The sequence below is a fragment of the Aeromonas sp. FDAARGOS 1407 genome (genome assembly GCF_019048725.1).
GTDB lineage: Bacteria > Pseudomonadota > Gammaproteobacteria > Enterobacterales > Aeromonadaceae > Aeromonas > Aeromonas enteropelogenes.
In genome coordinates, this window is record NZ_CP077399.1 from 2,017,711 (window position 1) to 2,043,268 (window position 25,558).

The following is a 25,558-nucleotide window of genomic DNA, read 5'->3' on the forward strand; positions in this document are numbered from 1 at the left end:
AAGGACACATAAGAACAAAATGGCTGTTAAAAAAGCATTGGTGTTGAGTTGCCTGCTGGGTGCCAGTTTCCTGGCCCAGGCGGCCCCTGCCTCTTTTGTGGTGCAAGATATCCAGGTCGAAGGTCTGCAACGGGTGACCCTGGGTGCCGCACTGTTGAACCTGCCGATCCGGGTCGGTGATACCGTCGACTCCGTGGCTTTGGCCAGCGCCATCAAAAAGCTCTATGCCTCGGGTAACTTCGAGGATGTGAAGGTTTACCGTGACGGCCAGGTGCTGCAGGTGATGGTCAAGGAGCGTCCGACCATCTCCAGCATCGAGTTTGCCGGCAACAAGGATATCAAAGAGGAGCAACTGACCCAGAGTCTGGAGTCCTCCGGTATCCGTGTGGGCGATCCGCTGGATCGCACCGTGCTCACTTCCCTCGAGAAGGGACTGGAAGATTTCTACTATGGCGTGGGTAAATACTCCGCCAAGGTCAAGGCCATCGTCACCCCGTTGCCGCGCAACCGGGTCGATCTCAAGTTCACCTTCGTGGAAGGGGAAGCGGCCAAGATCCAGCAGATCAATATTGTCGGCAACAGCGTCTTCCCTGAAGAGAAGCTGATTGCCCAGCTCTCCCTGCGCGACGAAGTGCCCTGGTGGAACTTTACCGCCGACCAGCGCTATCAGAAGCAGAAACTGGCCGGTGATATCGAGACCCTGCGCTCCTACTACATGGACCGCGGTTATATCCGCTTCCAGCAGGAGTCTACCCAGGTCTCCATGACCCCCGACAAGAAGGGCGTCTACGTCACCCTCAACATCAAGGAAGGGGATCAGTACAAGGTCTCCGGCGTCCAGCTCAAGGGTGACCTGATCGATCGCGGTGGCGAGATGAAGGGATTGATCCCGATTGCTGCTGGCAGCACCTACTCCGCCAGTCAGGTGACTCATACCGAAGAGGTGCTCTCCAAGTTCCTCGGTCGTTACGGTTATGCCTATCCGAAAGTAGTCACCTTCCCGCAGATCAATGACAAGACCAAGGAAGTGGAGCTGATCGTCAACGTTGAACCGGGCCCCCGTGTCTATGTGCGCAATATCAACTTCAGCGGTAACGCCACCACCGAAGATCAGGTACTGCGTCGCGAGATGCGCCAGATGGAAGGCACCTGGCTCTCCTCCGACAACATCGAGCAGTCCAAGAGCCGTCTCAACCGCCTTGGTTATTTCGAGAGCGTCGAAGTGGACACCAAGCGGGTGCCGGGCAACGATGATCTGGTTGACCTCGACTTCAAGGTCAAGGAGCAGCCAGCAGGCTCCATCAACGCCGGTATCGGTTACGGTACCGAATCGGGTCTGAGCCTGCAGGCGGGGATCTCTCAGAATAACTTTATGGGTACCGGTAAAACGGTCTCCATCAACGCCAGCACCAACGACTACTCCAAGAACGTTGACCTGAGCTACAACGATCCCTACTTCACCGTAGATGGTGTCAGCCTGGGTGGTCGGGTCTACTACAACCAGTTCCGCGCCGATGATGCCGATATCGTCGATTACGAGAACGAAACCATCGGTTTCCGTCTCTCCAGCGGCTTCCCGGTCAACGAGTTCAACCGTCTCGACTTCAGTACCGGTATCGAGAGCACCAAGCTGAGTCGTCCCTCATTCAATAGCCAGAACTATCAGGAATGTCTAAAGGACAATCCGGATACTGACGGCAATACCTATTGCTGGGATCAGTGGAATGATAACCGCCAGTCGGTGCAGATGGATCAGTTCTGGAATCTCTATTCACAGGATGGTTCCAACCTCGACTTTGTGACCGTCGATGTCACCGCTGGCTGGACCCGCTCCACCCTGAACAAGGGGATGTTCCCGACCGCCGGTGACCGCCAGCGTGTCAACGCCAAGGTGACCGTACCGGGCATGGAACTGCAGTACTACAAGCTCTCCGCCGAAGATGCCCATTACTTCCCGCTCGATGCGGATCATAACTGGGTGATGATTGGCAAGGGGCGCGTCTCCTACGGTAACGGCTATGGCGATGACCCCATGCTGCCGTTCTTCGAGAACTACTATGCCGGCGGTTTCGATACGGTACGTGGCTTCAAGAGCAACACCATTGGTCCCAAGGCGATTTACAAGACCTACAACAAACCGGGGGTTGGCACTTGTACTGGCAGTCAACCTTGTGAGACCGGCAGTTATGAAGGTTCCGACACCTCGGTGGGCGGTAACGCTCTGGCCGTTGCAACACTGGAGCTGGTCTTCCCGACCCCGTTCGTCTCCGAGACCTATCGTCCGCAGATCCGTTCCACCGTCTTTATGGATGCAGGTACTGTCTGGAGCACTGATTTTGCCAACGGAGCATATCCTTGCGCCGCCGGTTCTGATTGCAACTATCTGAGCCAGGACTACTCCAGCCCGGGCAATATCCGGGTCTCTGCTGGTGTCTCCCTGCAGTGGCTCTCGCCGATGGGCCCGCTGGTGTTTGCCTTGGCCAAGCCGATCAAGAAATATGAAGGGGATCGCACCGAAGTCTTCTCCTTCAACATCGGTCGTACTTTCTAAGCAGAGTTTCGCCCCCACCCATGCGGTGGGGGTCTTCAATGATGGGACGCGCGGTATGCGTGCCTCACCAGGTAACAAGACGGTCTTAACGCCGCTTGCATAATCGGGTAAATCAGGTAGCCCTCGCCATGAGGGAACAAGGAGTAAGTGTGAATAAAGCGTTGAAAGTAGCTGGTTTGAGCTTTGCACTGATGGCTGCCGGCATGGGTTCTGCCTTTGCTGAGACCAAGATCGCCGTGGTTGATATGGGCGAAGTCTTCCAAAAGCTGCCCCAGCGTGAAGCCGTTGCAGCCAAGCTGAAAGGTGAATTCGAGCCGCGTATGCGTGAGCTGCAGAAGCTGGAACAGGAAGGCCAGAAGCTGGTCGAGAAGTTCCGCAAGGATGAAGCCTTCATGAGCGCCGAGCAGAAGAAGCAGAACCAGGAGAAGCTGGCCAAGCTGCAGATGGAGTTCAACCAGAAGCGTCAAGCCTTTGAGCAGGACAACGGCCGCCGTCAGTCCGAAGAGCGCAACAAGATCCTGACCAAGGTGCAGGCTGCCATCGATTCCATCGCCAAGAGCAATGGTTACGATCTGGTGCTGGAGCGCAATGCCGCCCCGTATGCCGCCAGCAAGCTGGACATCTCCGGCCAGGTTATTTCTCAGGTAAGCAAGAGCAACTAATTGATGGCATTCACTCTCGCACAGCTGGCCCAGCAACTGGGGGCCCAGGTCCATGGCGACGGAACCCTGGAAATCCGCAAGGTAGCGACATTGGAAAAGGCCGGGGAGGGGGATATCACCTTCCTGTCCAACAAAAAGTACCGGCACTATCTGGAGCAGAGCAAGGCGACCGCAGTGCTCATTACAGAAGCGGATCTGCCATTTTGTCCCACCAATGCCCTGGTGCTCAAAGACCCCTATGTGGGCTTTGCCCGGGTAGCCCAACTGCTGGACACCACCCCGCAGCCGGCCACGGATATCCATCCGAGCGCCGTTATCGCGGCTGACGTGCAACTGGGCGAGAGAGTGGCCATCGGCGCCAATGCAGTGATCGAATCCGGCGTCGTGCTGGGTGACGATGTACGCATTGGCCCGGGCTGTTTTATTGGCAAAAATACCCGGCTGGGAGCACGCTCCCGGCTGTGGGCCAACGTCACCCTCTATCACAATGTGACCATGGGTACCGACTGTCTGGTTCAATCCGGCACAGTGATCGGCGCCGATGGTTTCGGTTATGCCAACGAGCGTGGCGAGTGGATCAAGATCCCCCAGCTCGGCGGTGTGACCATTGGCAACCGGGTCGAGATCGGTGCCTGTACCACCATTGACCGCGGTGCGCTGGAAGATACCCGCATCGCTGACAACGTCATCATCGACAACCAGTGCCAGATCGCCCACAACGTGGAGATCGGTTACGGCACCGCCGTGGCGGGCTCCACCGTGATGGCGGGTAGTCTCAAGGTCGGCAAATACTGTATCATTGGCGGCGCTTCCGTCTTTAACGGGCATATGGAGATCTGCGACCAGGCCACCGTTACCGGTATGGCCATGGTGATGCGACCCATTACCGAGCCCGGTGTCTACTCTTCCGGCATCCCTCTGCAAACCAATAAAGAGTGGCGCAAGACCGCCGCCCGGGTGATGCGTATTGAAGAGATGCACAAGCGGTTAAGCAAGCTTGAGAAGAAGCTGGATCAAGAATAATCACGATTGGTATAGGGTACTGTTTTGACTACTGAAAAGAAGAGCCTGGGTATCCAGGAAATCATGGATCTGCTGCCCCACCGTTATCCGTTTCTGATGGTGGATCGTGTAGACGACTACGAGATCAGCGATGAGCGCAAAACCCTGCGTGCCATCAAGAACGTCTCGTTCAACGAGCCGATCTTCCAGGGGCACTTCCCGGCCAAGCCGGTGTTCCCGGGCGTACTGATCCTGGAAGCGATGGCACAGGCCACCGGTATCCTGGCCTTTACCATGGTGGGCAAGCCGTCTCCCAACGAACTCTACTATTTTGCCTCAATCGACAACGCTCGCTTCAAGCGTCCGGTCGGCCCCGGTGACCAACTGGTGCTCGACGTGGAGTTCCTGAAAGAGCGTCGCGGTATTGCCAAGTTCACCGGTGTCGCCACCGTCGACGGTGAAGTGGTCTGTACCGCCGAGCTGATGTGCGCCAAACGCGAGGTTTAACACACGTGATCGACCAGACTGCCATCATTCACGATACTGCCATCGTCCATGAGTCTGCCGTGATCGGTAAAGGGGTTGAAATCGGCCCCTTTTCTGTCATCGGCGCCGAGGTGGAAATCGGTGACAACACCTGGGTAGGTTCCCATGTGGTGATCAAGGGCCCGACCAAGATTGGTCGCGGCAACAAGATCTTCCAGCACACCTCCATCGGTGAGGATTGCCAGGACAAGAAGTACGCCGGTGAGCGCACCTTCCTCGAGATTGGCGACAACAACGTCATTCGCGAGAACTGCACCTTCCACCGTGGCACCATTCAGGATCAGAGCCTGACCAAGGTCGGCAGCGGTAACCTGTTCATGGTCAACGTTCACGTTGCCCATGACTGCATCATCGGTGACAACTGCATCTTCGCCAACAACGCGACCCTGGCGGGCCACGTGGTGATCGGTGACTTCGTGATCTTTGGTGGTCTCTCCGCCATTCACCAGTTCGGCCGCGTCGGCTCCCACGCCTTCGTCGGTGGCTGCGCCGCCCTGAACAAGGACGTGCCGCCTTACGTAATGGCCGCCGGCAACTACGCCAAGCCGTTCGGGGTCAACTCCGAAGGTCTGCGTCGCCGCGGTTTCAGCGCCGAGGCTATCTCTGCCGTCAAGCGTGCCTACAAAGAGATCTTCCGCTCCGGCAAGACCATCGAAGAGGTGCTGCCGGTGCTGATCGAGATGGCGCAAGCCGAACCGGCCGTCCAGCTCTATGTGGACTTCCTCAAAGATAACGAGCGCGGGATCATCCGTGCCTGATCCGGTTCGTATCGGTATCGTCGCCGGAGAAGTCTCCGGCGACATTCTGGCTGCCGGTCTGGTGCGCGAGCTGCAGGCCCGTTACCCGGATGCGCAGTTCGAAGGGATCGCCGGGCCGCGGATGCAGGCCCTCGGCGTCAAGGCGCTGTTCGAGATGGAAGAGCTCTCCGTCATGGGGATTACCGAGGTGCTTGGCCGTCTGCCGCGCATCCTCAAGGTTCGTCGCGAACTGCTGCGCCACTTTATTGCCAATCCGCCCGATATCTTCATCGGCGTGGATGCACCGGATTTCAATATCGGAGTGGAGCTGAAACTGCGCCGCGCCGGTATCAAGACGGTTCACTATGTCAGCCCCTCTGTGTGGGCCTGGCGCCAAAACCGCATTCACAAGATCAAGGCCGCTACCGACATGGTGCTCGCCTTCCTGCCGTTCGAGAAAGCCTTTTACGACCGCTTCGACGCCCCTTGCCGTTTTGTTGGTCACACCATGGCGGATGATATTTCATTGGTGCCGGATCAGGCTGCCGTGCGTCGCAATCTCGGTATCGATGCCAATCGCCGCTGGCTGGCAGTGCTGCCGGGCAGCCGCACCGCAGAAGTGGGCTTTATGTCCCCCCTGTTTCTCGAAGCGTGCAAACACCTGACGGTGCGCTATCCGGATCTCGGCTTCATCGTGCCGCTGGTCAACCAGAAACGGCGCGAGCAGTTTATGGCCATCAAGGCCGAGGTAGCGCCGGGTCTCGACATGGTGCTGCTGGAAGGGCAGGGCCGCGAGGCGATGATCGCCGCCGACGTGGTGATGCTAGCCTCCGGCACCGCGGCGCTCGAAGCCATGCTGGTGAAAAAGCCGATGGTGGTGGGCTACAAGCTCAAGCCCTTCAGCTACTGGCTGGCCCAGCGACTGGTGAAGACCGAATTTGTCTCTCTGCCCAACCTGCTGGCCGGTCGCATGCTGGTGCCGGAACTCATCCAGCACGAGTGCACCCCGGAGAATCTGGTGGAAGAGGTGAGCAAGTACTTCGAGCACGACAACAGTGCGCTGGTCAACACCTTCACCGAGCTGCACCAGCTGATCCGCTGCAATGCCGACTCGCAGGCCGCCGATGCGGTGGCGGATCTGCTCGGCAGATAACGCTATTTCGGACGGTCGATTGCGCCGCGCAGCCCGTTAATCCGTTTTCCGAGCGGTAATGCCGCGCCAGTCGACCCCAGTCAGGCCCCACGGGGCCTGTTTTGATTCAAGGCTACAAGATGATGATCGATATTCCTGACGACAAGCTGGTTGCCGGTGTGGACGAAGTGGGCCGTGGCCCCCTGGTGGGTGACGTGGTCACCGCTGCGGTTATTCTCGACCCCGCCAATCCGATCGCGGGGCTAAACGACTCCAAGAAGCTCTCCGAGAAGAAGCGCCTCGCCCTGTTTGACGAGATCAAAGAGAAAGCGCTCGCCTGGGCCATCGGTCGCGCCACTCCGGAGGAGATCGACGAGCTCAACATCCTGCATGCCACCATGCTGGCGATGCAGCGCGCCGTGGCGGGGTTGAAGGTCACCCCCGAGCTGGTCTTTATCGATGGCAACCGCTGCCCGGCATTGCCGATGGAAGCGCGCGCCGTGGTCAAGGGCGATAGTCTGGTGGCCGCCATCAGCGCCGCCTCGATCCTCGCCAAGGTGACCCGCGATGCGGAGATGACCGAGCTGGACAGCCGTCATCCCGAATATGGTTTTGCCCGCCACAAGGGTTATCCGACCGCTGAGCACCTCGCCATTCTGGCCGAACGGGGCCCGTTGCCCGAATATCGCAAGAGCTTCAAACCGGTGCGCCGCGCACTGGGGATCGAGTAGACCATGCCATTTAGTTTGAGCAGCGAGAGGAGATGACGATGGCTGAACCCCGTTTTATCCACCTGCGAGTCCACTCCGACTTCTCCATGGTCGATGGCCTGCAGAAGATCAACCCCATCGTCGGGGCGGCTGCGGCCAACAACATGCCGGCGCTGGCGCTGACCGATCAGATGAACATGTGCGGTCTGGTGCGCTTCTATGGCGCGGCACACGGCAAGGGGATCAAGCCCATCGTCGGTGCCGACTTTTGGGTGCAGAGCGATGAGCTCGGCGACGAGCAGTTCCGTCTCACCCTGCTCGCCATGGATAACGACGGCTACCAGAACATCACCCTGCTTATTTCCCGCGGTTACCAGCGCGGCCACGTGCAGGGGCGTCCGGTTATCGACAAGAGCTGGCTCGCCGAGCATGCCAAGGGGGTGATCGTCCTCTCAGGCGGCCGCGAGGGGGATGTGGGCAAGTTCCTGCTCAAGGGCAACCGGCAGATGACCGAGCAGTGTGTCGCCTTCTATCAGACCCACTTCCCCGATGCCTACTACCTCGAACTGCTGCGTACCGGTCGACCCGACGAAGAGGTCTACCTGCACATGGCGGTGGCCATCGCCACCGAGTTCGAGCTGCCGGTGGTCGCCACCAACGAGGTGGTGTTCCTCAACGCCGATGACTTCGACGCCCACGAGATCCGTGTTGCCATCCACGATGGCTATACCCTGATGGACAAACGCCGTCCCCGTCGCTACAGCCCCCAGCAGTACCTGCGCAGTCAGGAGGAGATGGCGGAGCTGTTTGCCGATATCCCCGAAGCGCTGGAGAACACGGTGGAGATCGCCAAGCGCTGCAACGTGACGGTGCGTCTTGGCGAATACTTCCTGCCCAACTTCCCGACCGGTGACATGACTACCGAAGATTTTCTGGTGGCCAAATCGAAAGAGGGTCTGGAGGAGCGTCTCGAGTTCCTGTTCCCGGATCCGCAAGTGCGGGCCGAGCGACGTCCCGAGTATGACGAGCGTCTCGATGTTGAGCTGAAAGTGATCAACCAGATGGGCTTCCCGGGTTACTTCCTCATCGTGATGGAGTTTATTCAGTGGTCCAAGGACAACGGCATTCCCGTTGGCCCGGGCCGGGGCTCGGGTGCTGGCTCTCTGGTGGCCTACGCCCTCAAGATCACCGACCTGGATCCGCTGGAATTTGACCTGCTGTTCGAACGTTTCCTGAACCCCGAGCGGGTATCCATGCCCGACTTCGACGTCGACTTCTGTATGGACCGGCGCGACGAGGTGATCGAGCACGTCTCCGACATGTATGGTCGGGATGCGGTCTCCCAGATCATCACCTTCGGTAGCATGGCGGCCAAGGCAGTAGTGCGGGACGTGGGCCGGGTGCTGGGCCACGCTTACGGCTTTGTGGATCGCATCTCCAAGCTGATCCCGCCGGATCCGGGCATGACGCTCGCCAAGGCATTCGAGGCCGAGCCCAAGCTGCCCGAGCTCTACGAGCAGGATGAGGAGGTCAAAGACCTCATCGACATGGCCCGCCGCTTGGAAGGGGTGGTGCGCAACGCCGGTAAACACGCTGGTGGCGTGGTGATCGCGCCGACCAAGATCACCGACTTTGCGCCGCTCTACTGCGATGACGAGGGTCATCATCCGGTGACCCAGTTCGACAAGAACGATGTGGAATACGCCGGTCTGGTGAAGTTCGACTTCCTGGGTCTGCGCACCCTCACCATCATCGACTGGGCGCTCGGCATGATAAACCCGCGTCTTGCCAAAGAGGGCAAGCCGCCGGTGGATATCGCCGCCATCCCCATCGATGACAAGAAGTCGTTCGACCTGCTGCAACGCTATGAGACCACAGCGGTATTCCAGCTCGAATCCCGCGGCATGAAGGATCTCATCAAGCGACTGCGCCCCGACTGCTTCGAAGATATGATCGCACTGGTGGCCCTGTTCCGACCGGGCCCGCTCCAGTCAGGCATGGTGGATAACTTCATCGACCGCAAACACGGTAATGAAGCGATCTCCTATCCGGACGAGAAGTGGCAGCACGAGAGCCTGAAACCGATTCTGGAACCGACCTACGGCATCATCCTCTATCAGGAGCAGGTGATGCAGATTGCCCAGACCCTGGCAGGCTATACGCTGGGTGGCGCGGACATGTTGCGCCGGGCGATGGGTAAGAAAAAGCCCGAGGAGATGGCCAAGCAGCGGGCCGGTTTCGAGGAGGGTGCCGTCAAGAATGGCGTCGACGGCGAGCTGGCGATGAAGATCTTCGATCTGGTGGAGAAGTTTGCCGGCTACGGCTTTAACAAATCTCACTCCGCCGCCTATGCGCTGGTCTCCTACCAGACCCTCTGGCTCAAGACCCACTTCCCGGCCGAGTTCATGGCGGCGGTGATGACCGCCGATATGGACAACACCGACAAGATCGTGACCCTGGTGGACGAGTGCCAGCGGATGGGGCTCACCGTGATCCCGCCTGATGTGAACACAGGTCGCTATCGCTTCTCGGTCAACGAAGATGGCCATATCGTCTACGGGATCGGGGCGGTGAAGGGGGTCGGTGAAGGCCCCATCGATGCGATCTTGAGCGCCCGGGATCAGGACGGCCCGTTCCGCGACCTGTTCGACTTCTGCAACCGGGTCGACATCAAGAAGCTCAACAAGCGGGTGATGGAGAAGCTTATTCTCTCCGGCGCCATGGATCGGCTCGGCCCCCACCGCGCGGCGCTGATGGCGACGCTGGAGGAGGCGATGCGTGCCGCCGAGCAGCACGCCAAGGCGCAGGCGGTGGGGCAGGTCGACATGTTCGGCGTGCTCACCGAAGAGATTGACGACGTCAAGAAGGCGTTTGCCAACGTGCCGCACTGGCCTGACAAGGTGTGGCTGGAAGGGGAGCGCGAGACCCTCGGGCTCTATCTCACCGGTCACCCGATCAACCAGTACAGCAGCGAGTTGCGTCGTTATACCTCGGGTCGCTTGTGCGATCTGCATCCCACCTCCCGCGATACCGTGACCACGGCGGCGGGGCTGGTGATTGCGGCCCGCAGCATGGTGACCAAGCGTGGCAACAAGATGGGGATCTTCACCCTGGACGACCGTTCCGGTCGCCTCGATGTGACCCTGTTCAGTGAAGCGCTGGAAAAATATGAAGAATTGATGCAAAAAGACCGCATTTTGGTGGTTTCTGGACAGGTCAGCTTTGATGACTTCTCCGGTGGCCTTAAAATGTCGGCCCGGGAATTACTGGATATCAATGATGCGAGGGAGCGTTTTGCCAGAGCAATCCGCATCTCCCTCGATGAACAGCGTATCGATGATCGCTTTTTTCCGCGTTTGTGCGAGATTTTGGAGCCCGCCCGTGCCGGAGTCTGTCCGGTTCAGGTAAACTATCGTCGCCCCGGTTCCCGGGTGCGATTGACGCTCGGTACCGAGTGGCGGGTGACGCCCACCGATCAACTGTTAGATGACTTGCGCGTCCTGCTTGGACGAGAGCGGGTCGAGTTGGTTTTTGATTAGAGGTTCTAAGGCCCTATGAGTCTTTTTCTGGATTTTGAACAGCCGATTGCCGAGTTGCAGGCGCAGATTGATGAGCTCAAACATGTGAGTGAAGGCAATCACGCCGTGGATCTGAAAGACGAGATCCGCCGGCTGGAGAAGAAAAACGAAGAGCTGACCAAGAAGATCTTCGGTGATCTGGGGGCCTGGCAGGTATCCCAGATGGCGCGTCATCCCCAGCGCCCTTACACCCTCGATTATATCGAGCAGATCTTCACCGATTTCGACGAGCTGGCCGGTGATCGTGCCTATGCCGATGACAAGGCTATCGTCGGCGGTATTGCCCGTCTCGACGGCGAGCCGGTGATGGTGATTGGTCACCAGAAGGGTCGCGAGACCAAAGAGAAGATCAAGCGCAACTTCGGCATGCCGCGTCCGGAAGGGTACCGCAAGGCCCTGCGTCTGATGGAGATGGCCGAGCGTTTCAAGATGCCGATCATCACCTTTATCGACACCCCGGGGGCCTACCCGGGCGTTGGTGCAGAGGAGCGGGGCCAGTCCGAAGCCATCGCCCGCAACCTGAAAGTCATGGCCGGCCTGACCGTGCCGGTGGTCTGCACCGTAATCGGTGAAGGCGGCTCAGGTGGTGCGCTGGCTATCGGCGTGGGTGACCGCGTCAACATGCTGCAGTATTCCACCTACTCTGTCATCTCGCCGGAAGGGTGTGCCTCCATCCTGTGGAAGAGCGCCGAGAAGGCTTCTGTGGCTGCTGAAGCGATGGGGATCACTGCCCAGCGTTTGAAAGAGCTGAAACTCATCGACAACATCGTCGAAGAGCCGCTCGGCGGTGCCCACCGCGATGTGGAAAAGATGGCTAAAAACCTCAAGGCCCGCATCAAGCAGGATCTGGACGCTCTGCGTCCGCTTGATACCGAACAACTGCTGGAGCAGCGCTACCAGCGTCTGCTGGGCTACGGCTACTGCTAAACCCGGCTCGGCACCAGCATCATGAAGCTCCCGTCCTGCACGGGGGCTTTTTTATGTCTGCTTCTGGCCATAGGTTCAGAGACTCAGAAGGGTTGGGGAGTAAAGCAGGATTGGCTTGGGGGCGTGCCCGCCGCAATTAGCCTGTCGGGTGCAGGATGGCCGGGTAAAATAAAACGCCCCGCAGGAGCGGGGCGCTGGTATCTCATGTGCCGGTGTTACAATTCAATCTCGTCACACATTCCTTCGTAGGCGATATCGATGGATTGCAGCTCCTTCTGCAGGCGATGCTTGTCTTTCAACGCCTCAATCTCACGCCACTTGCGTTTTTTTCCCGTTGTCCCGCGGCTACGCGAACCGAGTTCAACCACCTCTTCATACTCGAAGTTGAACATGTCCATGGCTCCCTCCTTGGTTGTTATCGTTTTCACCATCCGTATAACATAACGACATTGAAAGTAAAACGTTTTTATTGCGACTCCATGACAGCGCTAAAAAAAGCCCATAAAAAAACCGGGAACCCAACATGGCTCCCGGTTTTTTTCAGCAAAAAGAGTCGATTACAGGTGGCTTGCCAGCATGGTTTCCAGCTTGCCCTGGTCGATGGCAAACAGGCGGATACCTTCGCCCAGCTTCTCGACAGCCATGGCGTCCTGGTTCAGCTCCCAGCGGAATTCGGCTTCAGTCATCGGGGTCGGCTTGGGCATACGCTCGCCGGTGTAGTCCAGCTTGCGAACCACGGCGCCTTCGGCCTTGCTCAGCTCTTCCAGCAGGGCCGGGCCAATGGTCAGGCGGTCACAGCCAGCCAGTTCCAGGATCTCGCCGGTGTTGCGGAAGCTCGCGCCCATCACCACGGTCGGGTAGTCATGCTGCTTGTAGTAGTTGTAGATGGCGGTGACGGAGACCACGCCCGGATCTTCGCTCGCGGTGTAGTCGCGGTTGTGCTTGGCCTTGTACCAGTCGAGGATGCGGCCCACGAACGGGGAGATCAGGAAGGCGCCGGCTTCGGCACAGGCACGGGCCTGGGCGAAGGAGAACAGCAGGGTCAGGTTGCACTGGATACCCTCTTTTTCCAGTACCTCGGCGGCGCGGATCCCTTCCCAGGTGGAGGCCAGCTTGATCAGGATGCGATCGTTGCTGATGCCTGCTTCGTTGTAGAGACGGATCAGTTTGCGGGCCTTGGCGATGCTGGCCTCGGTGTCGAAGGAGAGACGGGCATCCACTTCGGTGGAGATGCGGCCCGGGACGATCTTCAGCACTTCCAGACCGATGTTGACTGCCAGCTTGTCGCCCGCATCGATGATTTGCTGTGCCTTGTCCTGGCTCTGGGATTTAGCCCAGTTGATGGCGTCTTCGATCAGCGGAGCGTACTCGGGGATCTCGGAGGCCTTCAGAACCAGAGAAGGGTTGGTGGTGGCATCGATGGGCTGATAACGTTTGATGGCTTCGATATCACCGGTATCGGCAACAACAGTGGTCAGGGCTTTCAGCTGGGTTAATTTATCGGCCATAGCGAATATCATCTCTTAATGCGGGAGTCATCCCGGGGTTGCGGGCGTGAGACGGCGATTCTGAAATAAAATTACAGGTTCTTGTTGCCTCATGCTCAGAAAAACGCGACGGGGCCAGCCCATCGTCATTGCCTGCCTAATTAATACTGATGTGGTGCATCCTGCAATAGGGAGGGTTGGCCGTTAATCATCCAGTGTTTGATGTCACCTCAAAAACCATGATAAAAGTATATGATTAGTAAGGTTTTTTACTTCCTGCAACAAGGTTGGCTTCGCTTGTCGTCGAGCCATCTTTTTTCACCAATATCCATATTTGTGTTCTAGATCACATAAATTATTACTTAAGGTACTTGAAATTTAATTACATGGAAAACGTTTGGCGACAGTGCGCGATTTGAGCGCCGTTTCAGGCAAGCGTTTGCATTTTTTGACGAGGTTTGGCGGCGGCGGATGAAAGGTTCTCTTATGAGGCTTGTTTTCTGCTTGCTCGATTAACTTATTGGAATTGTTGAAAGTTTGCGATTTGAATGGAGCTTTTTGGGCTTTTTCCGTTCGTTTTTTGTATCTCGAGTGATCGGGATCACTATTCTGAACACCCCCGCTATGCTAGATTCCGCCCCTTTAGCGAAACGCTAATTAAAACGACAGACAAAAAACGGCCGGCACGGATCGGCCATGGATGTGAATAACAACGAGAGAATTATGGACACTTTGATTGCGATGCTAAACGACCTGATGTGGGGAGCCGTGCTCATCTACCTGCTCATCGGGGTCGGAATTTTCTTCACCTTCAGACTCGGCTTTATCCAGGTCCGCCACTTTGGCCACATGTTTTCCGTGCTGAAGAACAGCCGTAAATCGGACAACGCAGGCATCTCCTCCTTCCAGGCTCTTTGTACCAGTCTCGCCGCACGTGTCGGCACCGGCAACCTGGCCGGTGTGGCCGTAGCCATCTATCTGGGTGGCCCGGGCGCCATCTTCTGGATGTGGCTGATCGCCTTCATCGGCATGGCGACCGCCTTCGTCGAGAGCACCCTAGCCCAGCTCTACAAGGTCAAGGATGAAGACGGCAACTATCGTGGCGGCCCCGCCTACTACATGGAAAAGGGGCTTGGCATGCGCTGGATGGGGGTGCTGTTTTCACTGTGCCTGATCCTGGCCTTCGGTCTGGTGTTCAACGCGGTGCAGGCCAACTCCATCAGCCTGGCGATGAACGTGGCTTTCGGCATTCCTGACTGGGTCAGCGGCCTGGCGCTGGTGGTCCTCTCCGGCCTCATCATCTTCGGCGGGATTCGCGGCATCGCCCGTTTCGCCGAACTGGTAGTGCCCTTCATGGCACTGGCCTACATCCTGCTGGCGCTGATCATCGTCGCCATGAATATCAGCGAACTGCCCGGTGTGTTTGCCCTGATCATCAAGTCGGCGTTCGGTATCGAACAGGCAGGGTCCGGTGCCCTGGGTTATGCCATCTCCCAGGCGATGATCAACGGCATCAAGCGCGGCCTCTTCTCCAACGAGGCGGGCATGGGTTCTGCGCCCAACGCTGCAGCGACTGCGACCCCTTATCCGCCCCATCCGGCCTCCCAGGGTTATGTGCAGATGCTGGGTGTCTTCATGGACACCATCGTCATCTGCAGCTGTACCGCGGCCATCATCCTGGTCTCCGGCCAGTTTGAACCGGGTTCCGGTGTGACCGGCGTCGAGCTGACCCAGCGTGCGCTGTCATCCCAGATAGGCAACGGTGGCAACATCTTCATCGCCGCAGCCATCTTCTTCTTCGCCTTTACCTCCATCGTGGCGAACTACTCCTACGCGGAGACCAACCTGGTGTTCCTCGAGCACAACCACAAGGGCGGCCTGATGCTGTTCCGTCTGTTCGTGCTGGGCATGGTGATGTTCGGTTCCGTGGGCGAGCTGCCGACCGTGTGGGCCATGGCGGATGTCTCCATGGGGCTGATGGCCATTGTCAACCTAGTGGCTATCCTGTTGCTCTCCGGCGTTGCCATCAAGCTGGCCAAGGATTACAACGACCAGCTCAAGCTGGGCAAGCTGCCCACCTTCGATGCCAACAAGTACCCCGAGATCCGCTCCCAGCTGGAAGCGGGGATTTGGGACAACCCGACCAAGAAATAAGAGCGGGTGAGTCAGACCGACAAGGGGAGCCAGTGGCTCCCCTTTTTTTCGTTATGTCAGAAGATCCCAGCGGCGACAGACTTGGTTCAGCCGTCGCTGCAGCTGGCGCCAGCAGCGTTGGCGCTGCCGTGCATTGAGGGAAGCGTAGCGCCACCTGCGATAGAGCCAGGCACTTTGTCGCAGGGGATGGGCCAGCTCGGGACGCTGCTGTGCCAGATGTTCGCACCACAGGGCCAGGCTTTCCCCCGGAGCGGGTGAGCAGCCTATCTTCCGCCCCCGTTTTAGCAGTGGCGACCAGATGCGTTGTTGTGGCGGTTGGCGGCCTGGCCAGAGCAGGGGCAGGCTCACCAGCAGGGTAACCAGCATCAGGCTGGCGAGGATAAGCCATGGGATCTGGCCGGCGAGTGCCGGCCAGCGTTGGCCGAGCTGCTGCCAGAGCTGGCTGGCATCATGACCCAGCACCCAACGGCTCCACTGATAGTCGATGTTGCTGCCCCACCAGCGCAGCTGGTTGAGCAGGGCCCAGTTGCGATAGCGCTGCAGGGCGAGAGGATCGGCGGCGGTAAACTCCTCATTCAGCGCCTGGGTGATGCCTCCTTCGATACGCTCTGGCGCGACTACCGCAGTGGGATCGATGCGTCGCCAGCGTCCGGCCTCATCAAGATATTCCACCCAGGCGTGGGCATCGAACTGGTGTACCGCCAGATAGTTGCCGCTGGGATTCCACTCGCCGCCGAGATAACCGGTCACCAGCCGGGCTGGCACCCCGGCTGAGCGCAGCACGAAGGCGGTGGCCATGGCGTAGTGGCCGCAAAAGCCGCGCCGGGTATCGAACAGAAACTCATCCACCCCGTCGTCGCCAAGGGGAGGGGGCGTCAGGGTGTAGGCATAGGGCTCACGGCGAAAGGTCGCCAGCAAGGCGGCCACCATGGCATCCCGCTCGGGGTATTGCTCGCGCAAGTCAAGGGCGAAGGCGCGCGCCCTGGGGTTGCCCGCCACCGGTAGTTGCAGATTGCGCTGGAGTGATTGCGGGGTGACATCTTGTTCTGCCTGAAGGCCGCTTACCCGATAGCGGATGGTCACCTCGCCGCGTCCCTGGCGATAGAGGGTGGCAAGGGGGGTCACCAGTACGGGACCATCCAGCACCAAGGGACTGGCCAGGGCAAAGGCCCAGCGATGGCGCTGGGGCTCGGCGATCACCTCGTAACTGCCGGTTGGCAGAGGCACATCGGATAGCACACCGGGGACGCCCTCTCTGGTTGGCACGGTGCGCTGCCAAGCCTTGACCTCGGCGCTCAGCTGCCAGCTCCGGCCATCGAAATACTCCTGACGCATCACCGGAAAGTAACGCTCGCTGGTGGGGGGCGGGCCACCTGCGAAGGTGACGCGAAAGGCGAGCTCGGACGAGTTGGCCAGCTCGCTGATGTCCCCGGGTGATACCTCCTCCGACAGCCCCGACAGGGCGCGGCTGGTGGCGGGCATCTGCCATAGAGGCGGCAGTTTTGGCAGCAGCAAAAACAGGGTAAGTAGCAATGGAAAGGCCAGCAGCAGCGCAAAGCCCGCCTTGCGCCAGGGCTGCTGCAAAGCGGGATCCACCGCCGCCACCAGCGCTGTGATTGCCAGCCAGAGGGTCAGCGCCATCACCAGGGTCCAGCCGATGCTCTGACGATGTACCAGCGCCAGCGCGATGAGGAAGAAGGCGAGCAGCAGCACCTGCTCTATGTCCCGCTCTCGTCGCACCTCTATCATCTTGAGGCTATAGCCGAGCCAGAGCAGGTTGATGAGGGCCGGCAGGGTGCCCAGCGCCCGCCATTGCCATACCAGCAGCAAGATGCCGATGCCGGCCAGCAGCGCCAGTAGCCGGGCAGGGGGCGGACGCCAGCCCCGCCACAGCATCATGGCGCGCACGCCCAGGGTCGCGGAACCCACGGTCAGCACCCAGAGTTGCAGCTGGGGCCAGAGCGCCGCCGCCAGCAGCAGCTGTTGCAGGGCGATGAGCGGCAGCAGGCGACGGTTATCGAGCAGCATCCATCCCCCTCTCTGCTGTTGTATCCCCCTTGTCGCCAACGCGTGCCAGTGCCAGCCGGCAACGATGCAAAAAGGCGGGCCCGCTCTCGGGGCCGAGGGTCTGGCTCGCCAGAGTCAGGGTGAAGGGGACGCCCCGCTTGGCGAAATCGCTGCACCACCAGGCCAGCACTGACAGCCGCGCTTCGAGATCCTGGCCACTGACCCGGGAGAGGGAGAGGTGGGTGTCATCTTGCAGGGGCTCTTCGAACTGCTTGACCAGGAGGCCGCGTCCCTGGGCGAGCTGCTTCCAGGCGATCCGGCTCGGCGGCTCCCCCGGGCGATGCTCCCGCAGGGTATCAAAGTCCCCGAGAGTGGCGGGAACGGTTTGCCCCTGTCCCGCTTGTTCCGTTTGCGAGGCGCCCGTGAGCAAACTCCCATATAGGGGCGCGGGGGCGAGCCAGGCCTCCAGTTGCAGATCCAGTAGCGACCAGCAGCGAAACAGCCCCAGGGGATAGAGACTCTCCACCCTTAGCCGGTTCAACGCCACCCGGCCGCGCCGGCCGCCCTTGACTGGCAGGATCAGACTGGCAGGAGCAGAGTCGGCTTGCGCCAGCCAGAGGGAGCCTTCGTTCAGGGTCAACAGCAGTGCCCGCGCAGGGCGAAGGGCTCTCACCGTCACCCGGATGGGCAGGGGCTGGCCCGCTTCACCCAGCACCATGGGGCCCCCAAGCAGGGACAACCCCAGCAGGTTGCGATGGGTGAGCCACATGGCGGCTATAAACAGGCTGGCGAGGCAGTAGGCAATCAGCAGTACCAGATTGTTCTGGTAGTTGGTGCCGAGCAGGTAGATGGCGATCATCACCAGCAGGTAGCCAAGCCCGAGGCGGGTCGGCAGGATAAACAGGCTGCGCGGCCCCAGGGTGACCTGGCGGGCAGGGGGAATGCGGCGAGCCAGCCAGCGCCGCTGCCATGCATCCCGTCGGTGTCGCCAGCCCATCAGGGGTTGTCCGGATCCACCCTGGCCAGCAGGCGCTGGCTCAGGGGGCAGGCCTCGCCGCGTTGCACGCCAAAGCTCCCCCTGAGCCTGTGTTCGGCCACATAGGGGAAAACGGCCTGCACATCCTCTGCCGTTACGAAACGGCGCCCCGCGACCAGGGCCCAGGCGCGGCTGACCGCCAGCAGGGTGCGAGCGGCCCGGGGGGAGAGGGGCTGGGGCAGATCCTCATCGAACCGGCTCTGGTGGACCAGCGCCAGCAGGTAGTCGAGGGTGGCATCGGAGAGATGAATGCCATCTGCTTGCGCTTGCAGGGCGGCCAGGGCGGCAGCATCCAGCTGGCGGGTCAGGGTGACGGGCTGGTTGGCACCGCGCAGCAGCTGTCGCTCGGCCTCCCGCGGGGGAAATCCCAGCGACAGGCGTACGGCAAAGCGATCGAGCTGGGACTCCGGCAGGGGATAGGTGCCTGCCTGATCCGCCGGATTCTGGGTAGCGATGACGAAGAAGGGGGAGGGGAGCGGATAGCTCTGTCCCTCCATGCTCACACTGTGCTCGGCCATGGCCTCCAGCAGGGCGCTCTGCACCTTGGGGCTGGCGCGGTTGATCTCGTCGGCCAGCAACACCTGGGTGAAGACGGGGCCGGGGTGAAAGCGAAACTGCTGCTGGACTTTATCGAAGATCTGCAGCCCCAGCAGATCGGCAGGCAGCAGATCGGCGGTGAACTGCACTCGCCGGCAATCGAGCCCCAGCACCTGGGCCAGCGCATGGGCCAGGGTGGTCTTGCCCATGCCGGGCAGATCCTCGATCAGCAGATGGCCGCGAGCCAGTAAGGTGACCAGAGCTATCTTGAGTTGCTGCGGCTTGCCGAGGATCACCTGCTCCAGGGCCGTCAACAGTTGCGCAATCTGTTCCTGTGTCCTCATTCGCACCTCCATTGTGCTCTCTCCCATTTATACCCTAGTCAGAAGAGATTGGTCTAAGCTGGCCGTCGTTTATTTCTTGGTGACTTCACAGAGACTTCACACAGGTTCACCCTGGGCTCATGCAGCATGGTTATAGTGGCATCTCTGATTCCACCATGAGATTGACACCATGAAACAACGAACCGCGCTATCACTGCTGGCATTGGGGCCCCTGTTGCTCGTCCCCCGCGTTTATGCCGCGGCAGATGAGCCCATGGCGAGCATAGTGGAAAAGGCTGTCCAGCCGCTGCTTGAGGAGTACCGGATCCCGGGCATGGCGGTTGCCGTGCTGAAGGAGGGCAAGCCTCACTACTTCAATTATGGCGTCGCCAATCGGGAGAGCGGCCGGCGCATCAGCGAGCGGACCCTGTTCGAGATTGGTTCGGTCAGCAAGACCTTTACTGCGACCCTGGGCACCTACGCGGTCGTCAAAGGGGGCTTTCGGCTGGATGACAAGGTGAGCCAGCACGCACCCTGGTTGCAGAATTCGGCGTTTGATCGCGTCACCATGGCCCAGCTGGCGACCTACAGCGCAGGGGGCTTGCCGTTGCAGTTTCCCGATGAGGTCGACTCAAACGAGAGAATGCGCCAGTACTACCGGCAGTGGTCACCGCTTTATGTGGCAGGCACTCATCGCGAGTACTCCAACCCCAGCATAGGTCTGTTCGGCCATCTGGCGGCGAGCACCCTGGGCCAACCATTCAGACAACTGATGAGCCAGACTCTGCTGCCCACGCTCGATTTGCAGCACACCTATCTCGAGGTGCCAGACGCAGCCATGGTTGACTACGCCTATGGCTATTCGAAGGAAGACAAACCCGTCAGAGTCAATCCCGGAGTGCTGGCGGACGAGGCCTATGGCATCAAGACCAGCGCGGCGGATCTCATCAAGTTTGTGGGCGCCAACATGACAGGCAGTGGTGACAAGGCGGTGCAGCAAGCGCTGGCCATGACCCGTACCGGTTTCTACTCGGTGGGAGAGATGACCCAGGGGCTGGGGTGGGAGAGCTACGCCTATCCCGTGACCGAACAGGCGCTGCTGGCGGGCAATTCACCGGCGGTGAGCTTCAAGGCCAATCCGGTCAAACCCTTTGTGGCTCCCAGAGTGATGGGGAACGAGCGACTCTACAACAAGACAGGCTCGACCAACGGCTTTGGTGCCTATGTGGTGTTTGTCCCGGCCAGAGGCGTGGGCATCGTCATGCTGGCCAATCGCAACTACCCCATTGAGGCCAGGGTCAAGGCTGCCTATGCCATCCTGCGCCATCTGGCACCCTGATGGCCGCATTCAATGTTTGGCCATGATAAGTGGCTGGTTGACGTAAACAATGACGCCGGGCTGATCCCGGCGTCGTTGTTTACGGGGCTTGGAGGGGGATAAGCAGATTAGCCGTACTGCTCTTCCATCCAGGCTTCGACGATGAGCTGGGCGGAGACGCCGTCCACGCTGCCTTTCTCCAGGGCGCGATAGCCACCCTGCGCGAACAGGCGGGCCCGGGCATCCGTGGTGGTGAGCCGCTCATCCTTGAACTCCACCGGCTTGCCGAAGCGGCCGTGCAGGCGATTGCCGAACTTGCGGGCGCGCACCGTGATCTCCTGATCGGTGCCGTCCATGTTGAGCGGCAGGCCGACAATGAGCAGGTCCGGTTGCCACTCCTTGAGCAGCTTCTCTATCTCGTCCCAGTTGGGGATGCCGTCGTTGGCCTTGAGGGCGCGCAGCGGGCGGGCCGTGCCGGTGAGCTCCTGGCCGATGGCGACCCCTATGCTCTTGGTGCCGTAGTCAAAGCCCATGATACTGCGTGATGACATTGAATAATTTCCTCAAAATGCGTCGCAAAATGCACAGCAGATTGCATCAGCCGTGGCCGATGTCGCTGGACAGGTGAACGGGATTGACGCCAATGCTGGCGGCGGCACGTTGCCAGCGCTGGTGGATGGGGGTCTTGAAAACCAGATCCGGATTGGGAGGGATCACCAGCCAGGCGCCCTCGACCAGCTCCTGCTCCAGCTGACCTGCACTCCAGCCGGCATAACCCAGGGCGACCAGCCAGTGCTCCGGCGCCTCGTCGGTGCCCAGGGTCTCGAGAATGTCCTTGGAGGTGGTCACCATCACCTCGTCCCCCACCTGCAGGGTGGAGTTGAATCCGGGACGGAAGCTGTGCAGCACGAAGCCGCGATCGGCGTGCACCGGTCCCCCTTGCAGCACGGGCTGCTTGAGCTCCGGATTGGCGGGCGGGGCCAGTTTGAGCTGCGCCAGCATGGTCTCCAGCGACATATCCACCGGAATATTGACCACCAGCCCCATGGCGCCTTGTTCATTGTGTTCGCACAGGTAAACCAGCGAACGCTCGAAATAGGGGTCGGTGAGGCTCGGCATGGCGAGCAGGAAGTGATTTTGCAGTGTTTGCATATGGGCCAAATATTGCAAAGGTATTTGCGTCAATTATGGCAGCTCGCTTCGTCTGGCAAAACCGCTTTTTGGCGGCCGGTTCAGGCCTATCAATCTATTTCGGGTGGAGAGAAAGCCATGGAAGGTATTTCAATCAAGCAGAAGCTTATCCTGGGCTGCGTAGTCCCCCTGCTGGCGCTGTTGCTGCTGGTCATAGGGGCAACCCAGGCGATGTCCCAACTGATGACGGGGATAAACGCCATGTATCAGGGGGAGGTGGTCCAGCTCAAGGAGCTCAAGCAGATCGCCGATCTCTACGCGGTCAAGGTGATCGATGCTGCCAACAAGGCCAACGTCGGGGGCTTTGAACCTTCTCGTTCCAAAGCGGACATGAGCGCCGCCCAGCAGGAGATAACCCGGATCTGGCGCCAATATCGCAGCCACAACATGAGCGACGAGGAGCGCAGGCTGGCGGACAAGGTGGAAGGGTTGTTTGCCGCCGCCAATCACGAGATAGACAGCGTGATGCAGTTGCTGGATCGCTCGCAGGGACAGGATCGCACGGCCCTCTCCGCCGCCATCATGCCCCTCTATCAGGTGATCGACCCGGTCAGCGATGCGGTGAGCGTGCTGGTGGAATATCAGCTGACGGAAGCGGAGAAGAAAGTGGCCGAGCTCAATCAGCTCAGGCAGCAGCTGACCCAGCTGTTTATCGCGCTGTTTGTGGTGGTGGGTGGCTGCGTGCTGTTTATCGGGATTTGGGCCGGGCGCAGTGTCAGCCAGCCGCTGGCGGCCATGGGCCAGATCCTGCGCGGTATGCAGACGGATCTCGACTTGAGCAAACAGGCCCCCGTGCTGCGCAAGGATGAGATGGGCAGCCTGGCGCACTCCCTCAACGAGGTGATCCGCCATTTCCGTGGCCTCATCGCCCAGATCAACGACATGGCGGAGCAGCTTGCCAGAGAGTCGGCCCAGCTGGCCCATATCGGGGTCGAGAGCCGCCAGCGTTTTGCCCAGCAGCAGGCGGAGACGGATCAGACCGCGACCGCCATGAACCAGATGAGCAGCACTGTGGCCGAAGTGGCCAACAGTTCCAACAACGCCGCCGATGCGGCCCGTCATGCCGATGACAGCGCGCGGCACGGTCACAAGACAGTGGAAGACGCCATCCACCGGATGTCCGGTCTCTCCTCCCAGATCCAGAACACGGCGGCCATGATCACCCAGCTGGCGGATGATAGCCAGGATATCGGCAGCGTGATGGACGCCATTCGCGGCATTGCCGAGCAGACCAACCTGCTGGCTCTCAACGCCGCCATCGAAGCGGCCAGGGCGGGGGATCAGGGACGCGGCTTTGCGGTGGTCGCCGACGAGGTACGCACCTTGGCCCAGCGCACCCAGCGTTCCACTGAAGAGATTGGCAAGACCATCATCAAGTTGCAGCAGGGGGCAAACCAGGCGGCCAGCAGCATGGAGCAGGGGCTGGAGCAGGTGGAGGAGTCCAACCGCACCGTGCTGGCCTGTGGTCAGGCGCTGGGGGATATCGTCAGTTCGGTCAACGTGATCAACGAGATGAACACCCAGATTGCCACGGCGGCGGAGGAGCAGAGCAAGGTGGCCGAGGAGATCACCCGCAACGTGGTCAATATCGCCCATATCTCGACCGAGTCGACCGAGGCGGCGACCCAGCTCAACCAGAGTTGCCACGAGCTGGAGCAGCTGTCGAACGATCTCAAGGCGAAGGTGGGGCAGTTCCGCTGCTAAGAGTGTACCGCTCTGGTGTGACGACCCGATCCGTGAGCGGGGCTGAATGGCTCATGATGCTTCTCGCGTCAGCGGCAGAAACCGGAGGCAAAAAAGAGGCGGCACAGGGTGCCGCCTCTTTCGTTGCTGTTTGTTTGCCAGCCGTACCCGTGATCAGGCTTTGCCGAGACGGCGCTCGATGGCGTCCATCAGCATGCCGGTGATGTGCACCGGGAAGGCCGCTTCGATCTCGCGGATGCAGGTCGGGCTGGTCACGTTGATCTCGGTCAGGCGATCACCAATGATGTCGAGTCCGACGAAGATGAGGCCCTTCTCCTTCAGGGTCGGCCCCACCGCGCGGGCGATGGCCCAGTCGGAGACGCTCAAGGGGCGTGCCTCGCCACGACCGCCGGCGGCCAGGTTGCCGCGGGTTTCGCCCTGGGCCGGGATGCGCGCCAGACAGTAGGGAACCGGCTCGCCGTCCACCACCAGCACCCGCTTGTCCCCCTCCTTGATGGCCGGCAGGTAGGTCTGGGCCATGCAGTAGCGCTGGCCGTGTTCGGTCAGGGTCTCGATGATGACGCCGACGTTGGCGTCATCCTCCTTCATGCGGAAGATGGAGGCGCCACCCATGCCGTCCAGCGGCTTGAGGATGACGTCCTTGTGCTGGGCGTGGAAGGCGCGCAGCTTGTCGGCACGACGCGTGACGAGGGTGGTCGGGGTGTGCTCGGCAAACCAGGCGGTGTAGAGCTTCTCGTTGGCGTCGCGCAGGCTCTGGGGCTTGTTGACGATGAGGCAGCCCTCGTCCTCGGCACGCTCCAGCATGTAGGTGGCGTAGATGAACTCGGTGTCAAACGGCGGATCCTTGCGCATCAGGATCACGTCCAGGCTGGAGAGGGGCTGATCGACCACCTCGCCCAGGCTGAACCAGTTGGCGTAGTCATGCTTGACCGTGAGCGGACGCATGGTGCCAAATGCCCGGCCTTCCTGCATGTAGAGATCCTTCATCTCCAGATAGAAGAGCTCGTAGCCGCGCTTTTGCGCCTCTTCGAGCATGGCGAAGCTGGAATCCTTTTTGATGTTGATGGACGAGATAGGGTCCATCACGATGCCGAGTTTAATGGTCATCCGCTGTTCCTTTTTAATGGCTCGATAGGGTTGTAGGGTCGATTAGCGCAGCGTAATCGTCCGCTTGCGGCTGCGTCGATGCAGCCATGGGGCTGATTGATGCGGCCGATAGTATCAAGCGAGATCGCCGAAGCGACACTGCAGTGCCGTAATGGCGGTCAGGGCGGCGGTTTCGGTGCGCAGCACCCGTGGCCCCAGTAGCATCTCCTTGAAATCTTCCTGCACGGTACGGGCGATCTCGTCGCTCGACAAGCCCCCTTCCGGGCCGATCAGCAGGCGCACGCCATGCTCCGGCACCGGCAGGGTGTTGATGCTGTACTCGGCGCGCGGGTGCAGGTTGAGCTTGAGCTCTTTGGTCTCTTCCGCCAGCCAGGCGTCCAGCTCCATCGGCATGCGCACCTCTGGCACCACGTTGCGGCCGCACTGCTCGCAGGCGCTGATCACCACTTTCTGCCACTGCTCGCGTTTTTTCTCCAGCCGATCCGCCGGCAGCTTGACGCCGCAGCGCTCGGAGAAGAGCGGGGTGATGCAGGTGACGCCCAGCTCCACCGATTTCTGGATGGTGAAATCCATCTTGTCGCCGCGGCTGATCACCTGGCCCAGGTGAATGGCGAGCGGTGACTCCACCGAGCGCGGTTCGCAGCAGTCTATGGTCACGTCCACCGACTTCTTGCCGACGCTGGTGATGGTGGCGGGATACTGGTTGCCGTCGCCATTGAACAGTTCGAGCTGCTGGCCCGGCTGCATGCGCAGCACCCGGCCGATGTGGTTGGCACCGTCTTCCGACAGGGCGAGGGTCTGGCCCACCTGCAGGGTGGCCGGTTCATAGATACGTGGAATGCGCATGGC

The 25,558-nt window shown here is 60.2% G+C and carries 21 protein-coding genes; 12 read left to right on the forward strand and 9 right to left on the reverse strand.

Annotated features, from left to right (window positions below):
- The first annotated feature begins 19 nt into the window (after window positions 1–19).
- The 9 genes from bamA (at window position 20) to accA (ending at window position 11,845) form a co-directional block, all read left to right on the forward strand.
- Entirely contained in the window at window positions 20–2,551 is a 2,532-nt protein-coding gene (bamA, locus tag I6L37_RS09840) for an outer membrane protein assembly factor BamA (protein ID WP_216993916.1), read from the forward strand.
- A 149-nt stretch (window positions 2,552–2,700) separates the two neighbouring features.
- Complete coding sequence (locus I6L37_RS09845; RefSeq protein WP_005338563.1) at window positions 2,701–3,213, forward strand: OmpH family outer membrane protein; 513 nt, start codon at window positions 2,701–2,703, stop codon at window positions 3,211–3,213.
- 3 nt (window positions 3,214–3,216) lie between these two features.
- Window positions 3,217–4,236 (forward strand): UDP-3-O-(3-hydroxymyristoyl)glucosamine N-acyltransferase, encoded by a 1,020-nt coding sequence (lpxD, locus tag I6L37_RS09850; protein ID WP_088869967.1) that lies wholly within the window; start codon window positions 3,217–3,219, stop codon window positions 4,234–4,236.
- A 24-nt stretch (window positions 4,237–4,260) separates the two neighbouring features.
- Window positions 4,261–4,722, forward strand: a complete 462-nt coding sequence (gene fabZ / locus I6L37_RS09855; RefSeq protein WP_005338559.1) for a 3-hydroxyacyl-ACP dehydratase FabZ — start codon at window positions 4,261–4,263, stop codon at window positions 4,720–4,722.
- Between the two features lie 5 nt (window positions 4,723–4,727).
- Window positions 4,728–5,519 carry an acyl-ACP--UDP-N-acetylglucosamine O-acyltransferase gene (gene lpxA, locus I6L37_RS09860; protein WP_005338557.1) on the forward strand — a complete coding sequence of 264 codons (792 nt, stop codon included), beginning with the start codon at window positions 4,728–4,730 and terminating at the stop codon, window positions 5,517–5,519.
- Window positions 5,512–6,651 carry a lipid-A-disaccharide synthase gene (gene lpxB / locus I6L37_RS09865; protein ID WP_216993917.1) on the forward strand — a complete coding sequence of 380 codons (1,140 nt, stop codon included), beginning with the start codon at window positions 5,512–5,514 and terminating at the stop codon, window positions 6,649–6,651. The genes lpxA and lpxB overlap by 8 nt, the downstream gene beginning before the upstream one ends.
- 119 nt (window positions 6,652–6,770) lie before the next feature.
- Window positions 6,771–7,361, forward strand: coding sequence for a ribonuclease HII (gene rnhB, locus I6L37_RS09870; protein ID WP_043818967.1), 591 nt, complete (start codon window positions 6,771–6,773; stop codon window positions 7,359–7,361).
- A gap of 38 nt (window positions 7,362–7,399) precedes the next feature.
- Window positions 7,400–10,879 (forward strand): DNA polymerase III subunit alpha, encoded by a 3,480-nt coding sequence (gene dnaE, locus I6L37_RS09875; protein WP_216993918.1) that lies wholly within the window; start codon window positions 7,400–7,402, stop codon window positions 10,877–10,879.
- Window positions 10,880–10,894: 15 nt separating this feature from the next.
- Window positions 10,895–11,845, forward strand: coding sequence for an acetyl-CoA carboxylase carboxyl transferase subunit alpha (gene accA / locus I6L37_RS09880; RefSeq protein ID WP_005343800.1), 951 nt, complete (start codon window positions 10,895–10,897; stop codon window positions 11,843–11,845).
- A gap of 215 nt (window positions 11,846–12,060) precedes the next feature.
- Here accA and I6L37_RS09885 read toward each other — a convergent pair whose 3' ends face one another.
- On the reverse strand, window positions 12,061–12,243 hold the full coding sequence (locus I6L37_RS09885) for a DUF3545 family protein (RefSeq protein WP_026456021.1): 183 nt from the start codon (window positions 12,241–12,243) through the stop codon (window positions 12,061–12,063).
- 159 nt (window positions 12,244–12,402) lie between these two features.
- A complete protein-coding gene (gene tal / locus I6L37_RS09890) occupies window positions 12,403–13,353 on the reverse strand; it encodes a transaldolase (protein WP_216993919.1) in 951 nt (316 codons plus the stop codon).
- 702 nt (window positions 13,354–14,055) lie between these two features.
- Between tal and I6L37_RS09895 the strand changes: the two genes are divergently transcribed.
- Window positions 14,056–15,486 carry a sodium:alanine symporter family protein gene (locus I6L37_RS09895; protein ID WP_042027935.1) on the forward strand — a complete coding sequence of 477 codons (1,431 nt, stop codon included), beginning with the start codon at window positions 14,056–14,058 and terminating at the stop codon, window positions 15,484–15,486.
- A 51-nt stretch (window positions 15,487–15,537) separates the two neighbouring features.
- Here I6L37_RS09895 and I6L37_RS09900 read toward each other — a convergent pair whose 3' ends face one another.
- Genes I6L37_RS09900 through I6L37_RS09910 form a run of 3 tightly spaced genes read right to left on the reverse strand, consistent with a single transcriptional unit; the run spans window position 15,538 to window position 19,410 of the window.
- The gene (locus tag I6L37_RS09900) at window positions 15,538–17,514 is read right to left on the reverse strand and encodes a transglutaminaseTgpA domain-containing protein (protein ID WP_216993920.1); all 1,977 of its coding nucleotides are present in this window, start codon (window positions 17,512–17,514) and stop codon (window positions 15,538–15,540) included.
- On the reverse strand, window positions 17,501–18,490 hold the full coding sequence (locus I6L37_RS09905) for a DUF58 domain-containing protein (protein WP_216993921.1): 990 nt from the start codon (window positions 18,488–18,490) through the stop codon (window positions 17,501–17,503). Before I6L37_RS09905 ends, I6L37_RS09900 begins: the two co-directional genes overlap by 14 nt.
- Window positions 18,490–19,410: a MoxR family ATPase gene (locus I6L37_RS09910; RefSeq protein WP_216993922.1), complete on the reverse strand. Its 921-nt coding sequence runs from the start codon at window positions 19,408–19,410 to the stop codon at window positions 18,490–18,492. The genes I6L37_RS09905 and I6L37_RS09910 overlap by 1 nt, the downstream gene beginning before the upstream one ends.
- A 169-nt stretch (window positions 19,411–19,579) precedes the next feature.
- Between I6L37_RS09910 and ampC the strand changes: the two genes are divergently transcribed.
- A complete protein-coding gene (ampC, locus tag I6L37_RS09915; RefSeq protein ID WP_216993923.1) occupies window positions 19,580–20,728 on the forward strand; it encodes an FOX/MOX family class C beta-lactamase in 1,149 nt (382 codons plus the stop codon).
- A 107-nt stretch (window positions 20,729–20,835) separates the two neighbouring features.
- Here ampC and ruvX read toward each other — a convergent pair whose 3' ends face one another.
- Together ruvX and I6L37_RS09925 are read right to left on the reverse strand one after the other, a co-directional pair.
- Window positions 20,836–21,258, reverse strand: coding sequence for a Holliday junction resolvase RuvX (gene ruvX / locus I6L37_RS09920; protein WP_026457452.1), 423 nt, complete (start codon window positions 21,256–21,258; stop codon window positions 20,836–20,838).
- A 46-nt stretch (window positions 21,259–21,304) separates the two neighbouring features.
- Window positions 21,305–21,859, reverse strand: coding sequence for a YqgE/AlgH family protein (locus tag I6L37_RS09925; protein ID WP_216993924.1), 555 nt, complete (start codon window positions 21,857–21,859; stop codon window positions 21,305–21,307).
- Between the two features lie 117 nt (window positions 21,860–21,976).
- Here I6L37_RS09925 and I6L37_RS09930 point away from each other — a divergent pair, with 117 nt between their 5' ends.
- Window positions 21,977–23,602, forward strand: a complete 1,626-nt coding sequence (locus I6L37_RS09930) for a methyl-accepting chemotaxis protein (protein WP_216993925.1) — start codon at window positions 21,977–21,979, stop codon at window positions 23,600–23,602.
- Between the two features lie 153 nt (window positions 23,603–23,755).
- On the opposite strand, the gene gshB is transcribed toward I6L37_RS09930, so the two are convergent.
- Both gshB and rsmE read right to left on the reverse strand, forming a co-directional pair.
- Entirely contained in the window at window positions 23,756–24,709 is a 954-nt protein-coding gene (gene gshB, locus I6L37_RS09935; RefSeq protein WP_216993926.1) for a glutathione synthase, read from the reverse strand.
- Between the two features lie 114 nt (window positions 24,710–24,823).
- Complete coding sequence (rsmE, locus tag I6L37_RS09940) at window positions 24,824–25,555, reverse strand: 16S rRNA (uracil(1498)-N(3))-methyltransferase (protein ID WP_216993927.1); 732 nt, start codon at window positions 25,553–25,555, stop codon at window positions 24,824–24,826.
- Window positions 25,556–25,558: the final 3 nt, after the last annotated feature.

What these genes read in the sequence shown, in the direction of transcription:
- bamA (WP_216993916.1), top strand. Translation starts at nt 20, where the DNA reads ATGGCTGTTAAAAAAGCATTGGTGTTGAGTTGCCTGCTGGGTGCCAGT.
- lpxD (WP_088869967.1), top strand. Translation starts at nt 3,217, where the DNA reads ATGGCATTCACTCTCGCACAGCTGGCCCAGCAACTGGGGGCCCAGGTC.
- rnhB (WP_043818967.1), top strand. Translation starts at nt 6,771, where the DNA reads ATGATGATCGATATTCCTGACGACAAGCTGGTTGCCGGTGTGGACGAA.
- dnaE (WP_216993918.1), top strand. Translation starts at nt 7,400, where the DNA reads ATGGCTGAACCCCGTTTTATCCACCTGCGAGTCCACTCCGACTTCTCC.
- accA (WP_005343800.1), top strand. Translation starts at nt 10,895, where the DNA reads ATGAGTCTTTTTCTGGATTTTGAACAGCCGATTGCCGAGTTGCAGGCG.
- I6L37_RS09885 (WP_026456021.1), bottom strand. Translation starts at nt 12,243, where the DNA reads ATGGACATGTTCAACTTCGAGTATGAAGAGGTGGTTGAACTCGGTTCG.
- tal (WP_216993919.1), bottom strand. Translation starts at nt 13,353, where the DNA reads ATGGCCGATAAATTAACCCAGCTGAAAGCCCTGACCACTGTTGTTGCC.
- I6L37_RS09895 (WP_042027935.1), top strand. Translation starts at nt 14,056, where the DNA reads ATGGACACTTTGATTGCGATGCTAAACGACCTGATGTGGGGAGCCGTG.
- I6L37_RS09900 (WP_216993920.1), bottom strand. Translation starts at nt 17,514, where the DNA reads ATGCTGCTCGATAACCGTCGCCTGCTGCCGCTCATCGCCCTGCAACAG.
- I6L37_RS09905 (WP_216993921.1), bottom strand. Translation starts at nt 18,490, where the DNA reads ATGGGCTGGCGACACCGACGGGATGCATGGCAGCGGCGCTGGCTGGCT.
- I6L37_RS09910 (WP_216993922.1), bottom strand. Translation starts at nt 19,410, where the DNA reads ATGAGGACACAGGAACAGATTGCGCAACTGTTGACGGCCCTGGAGCAG.
- ampC (WP_216993923.1), top strand. Translation starts at nt 19,580, where the DNA reads ATGAAACAACGAACCGCGCTATCACTGCTGGCATTGGGGCCCCTGTTG.
- ruvX (WP_026457452.1), bottom strand. Translation starts at nt 21,258, where the DNA reads ATGTCATCACGCAGTATCATGGGCTTTGACTACGGCACCAAGAGCATA.
- I6L37_RS09925 (WP_216993924.1), bottom strand. Translation starts at nt 21,859, where the DNA reads ATGCAAACACTGCAAAATCACTTCCTGCTCGCCATGCCGAGCCTCACC.
- I6L37_RS09930 (WP_216993925.1), top strand. Translation starts at nt 21,977, where the DNA reads ATGGAAGGTATTTCAATCAAGCAGAAGCTTATCCTGGGCTGCGTAGTC.
- gshB (WP_216993926.1), bottom strand. Translation starts at nt 24,709, where the DNA reads ATGACCATTAAACTCGGCATCGTGATGGACCCTATCTCGTCCATCAAC.
- rsmE (WP_216993927.1), bottom strand. Translation starts at nt 25,555, where the DNA reads ATGCGCATTCCACGTATCTATGAACCGGCCACCCTGCAGGTGGGCCAG.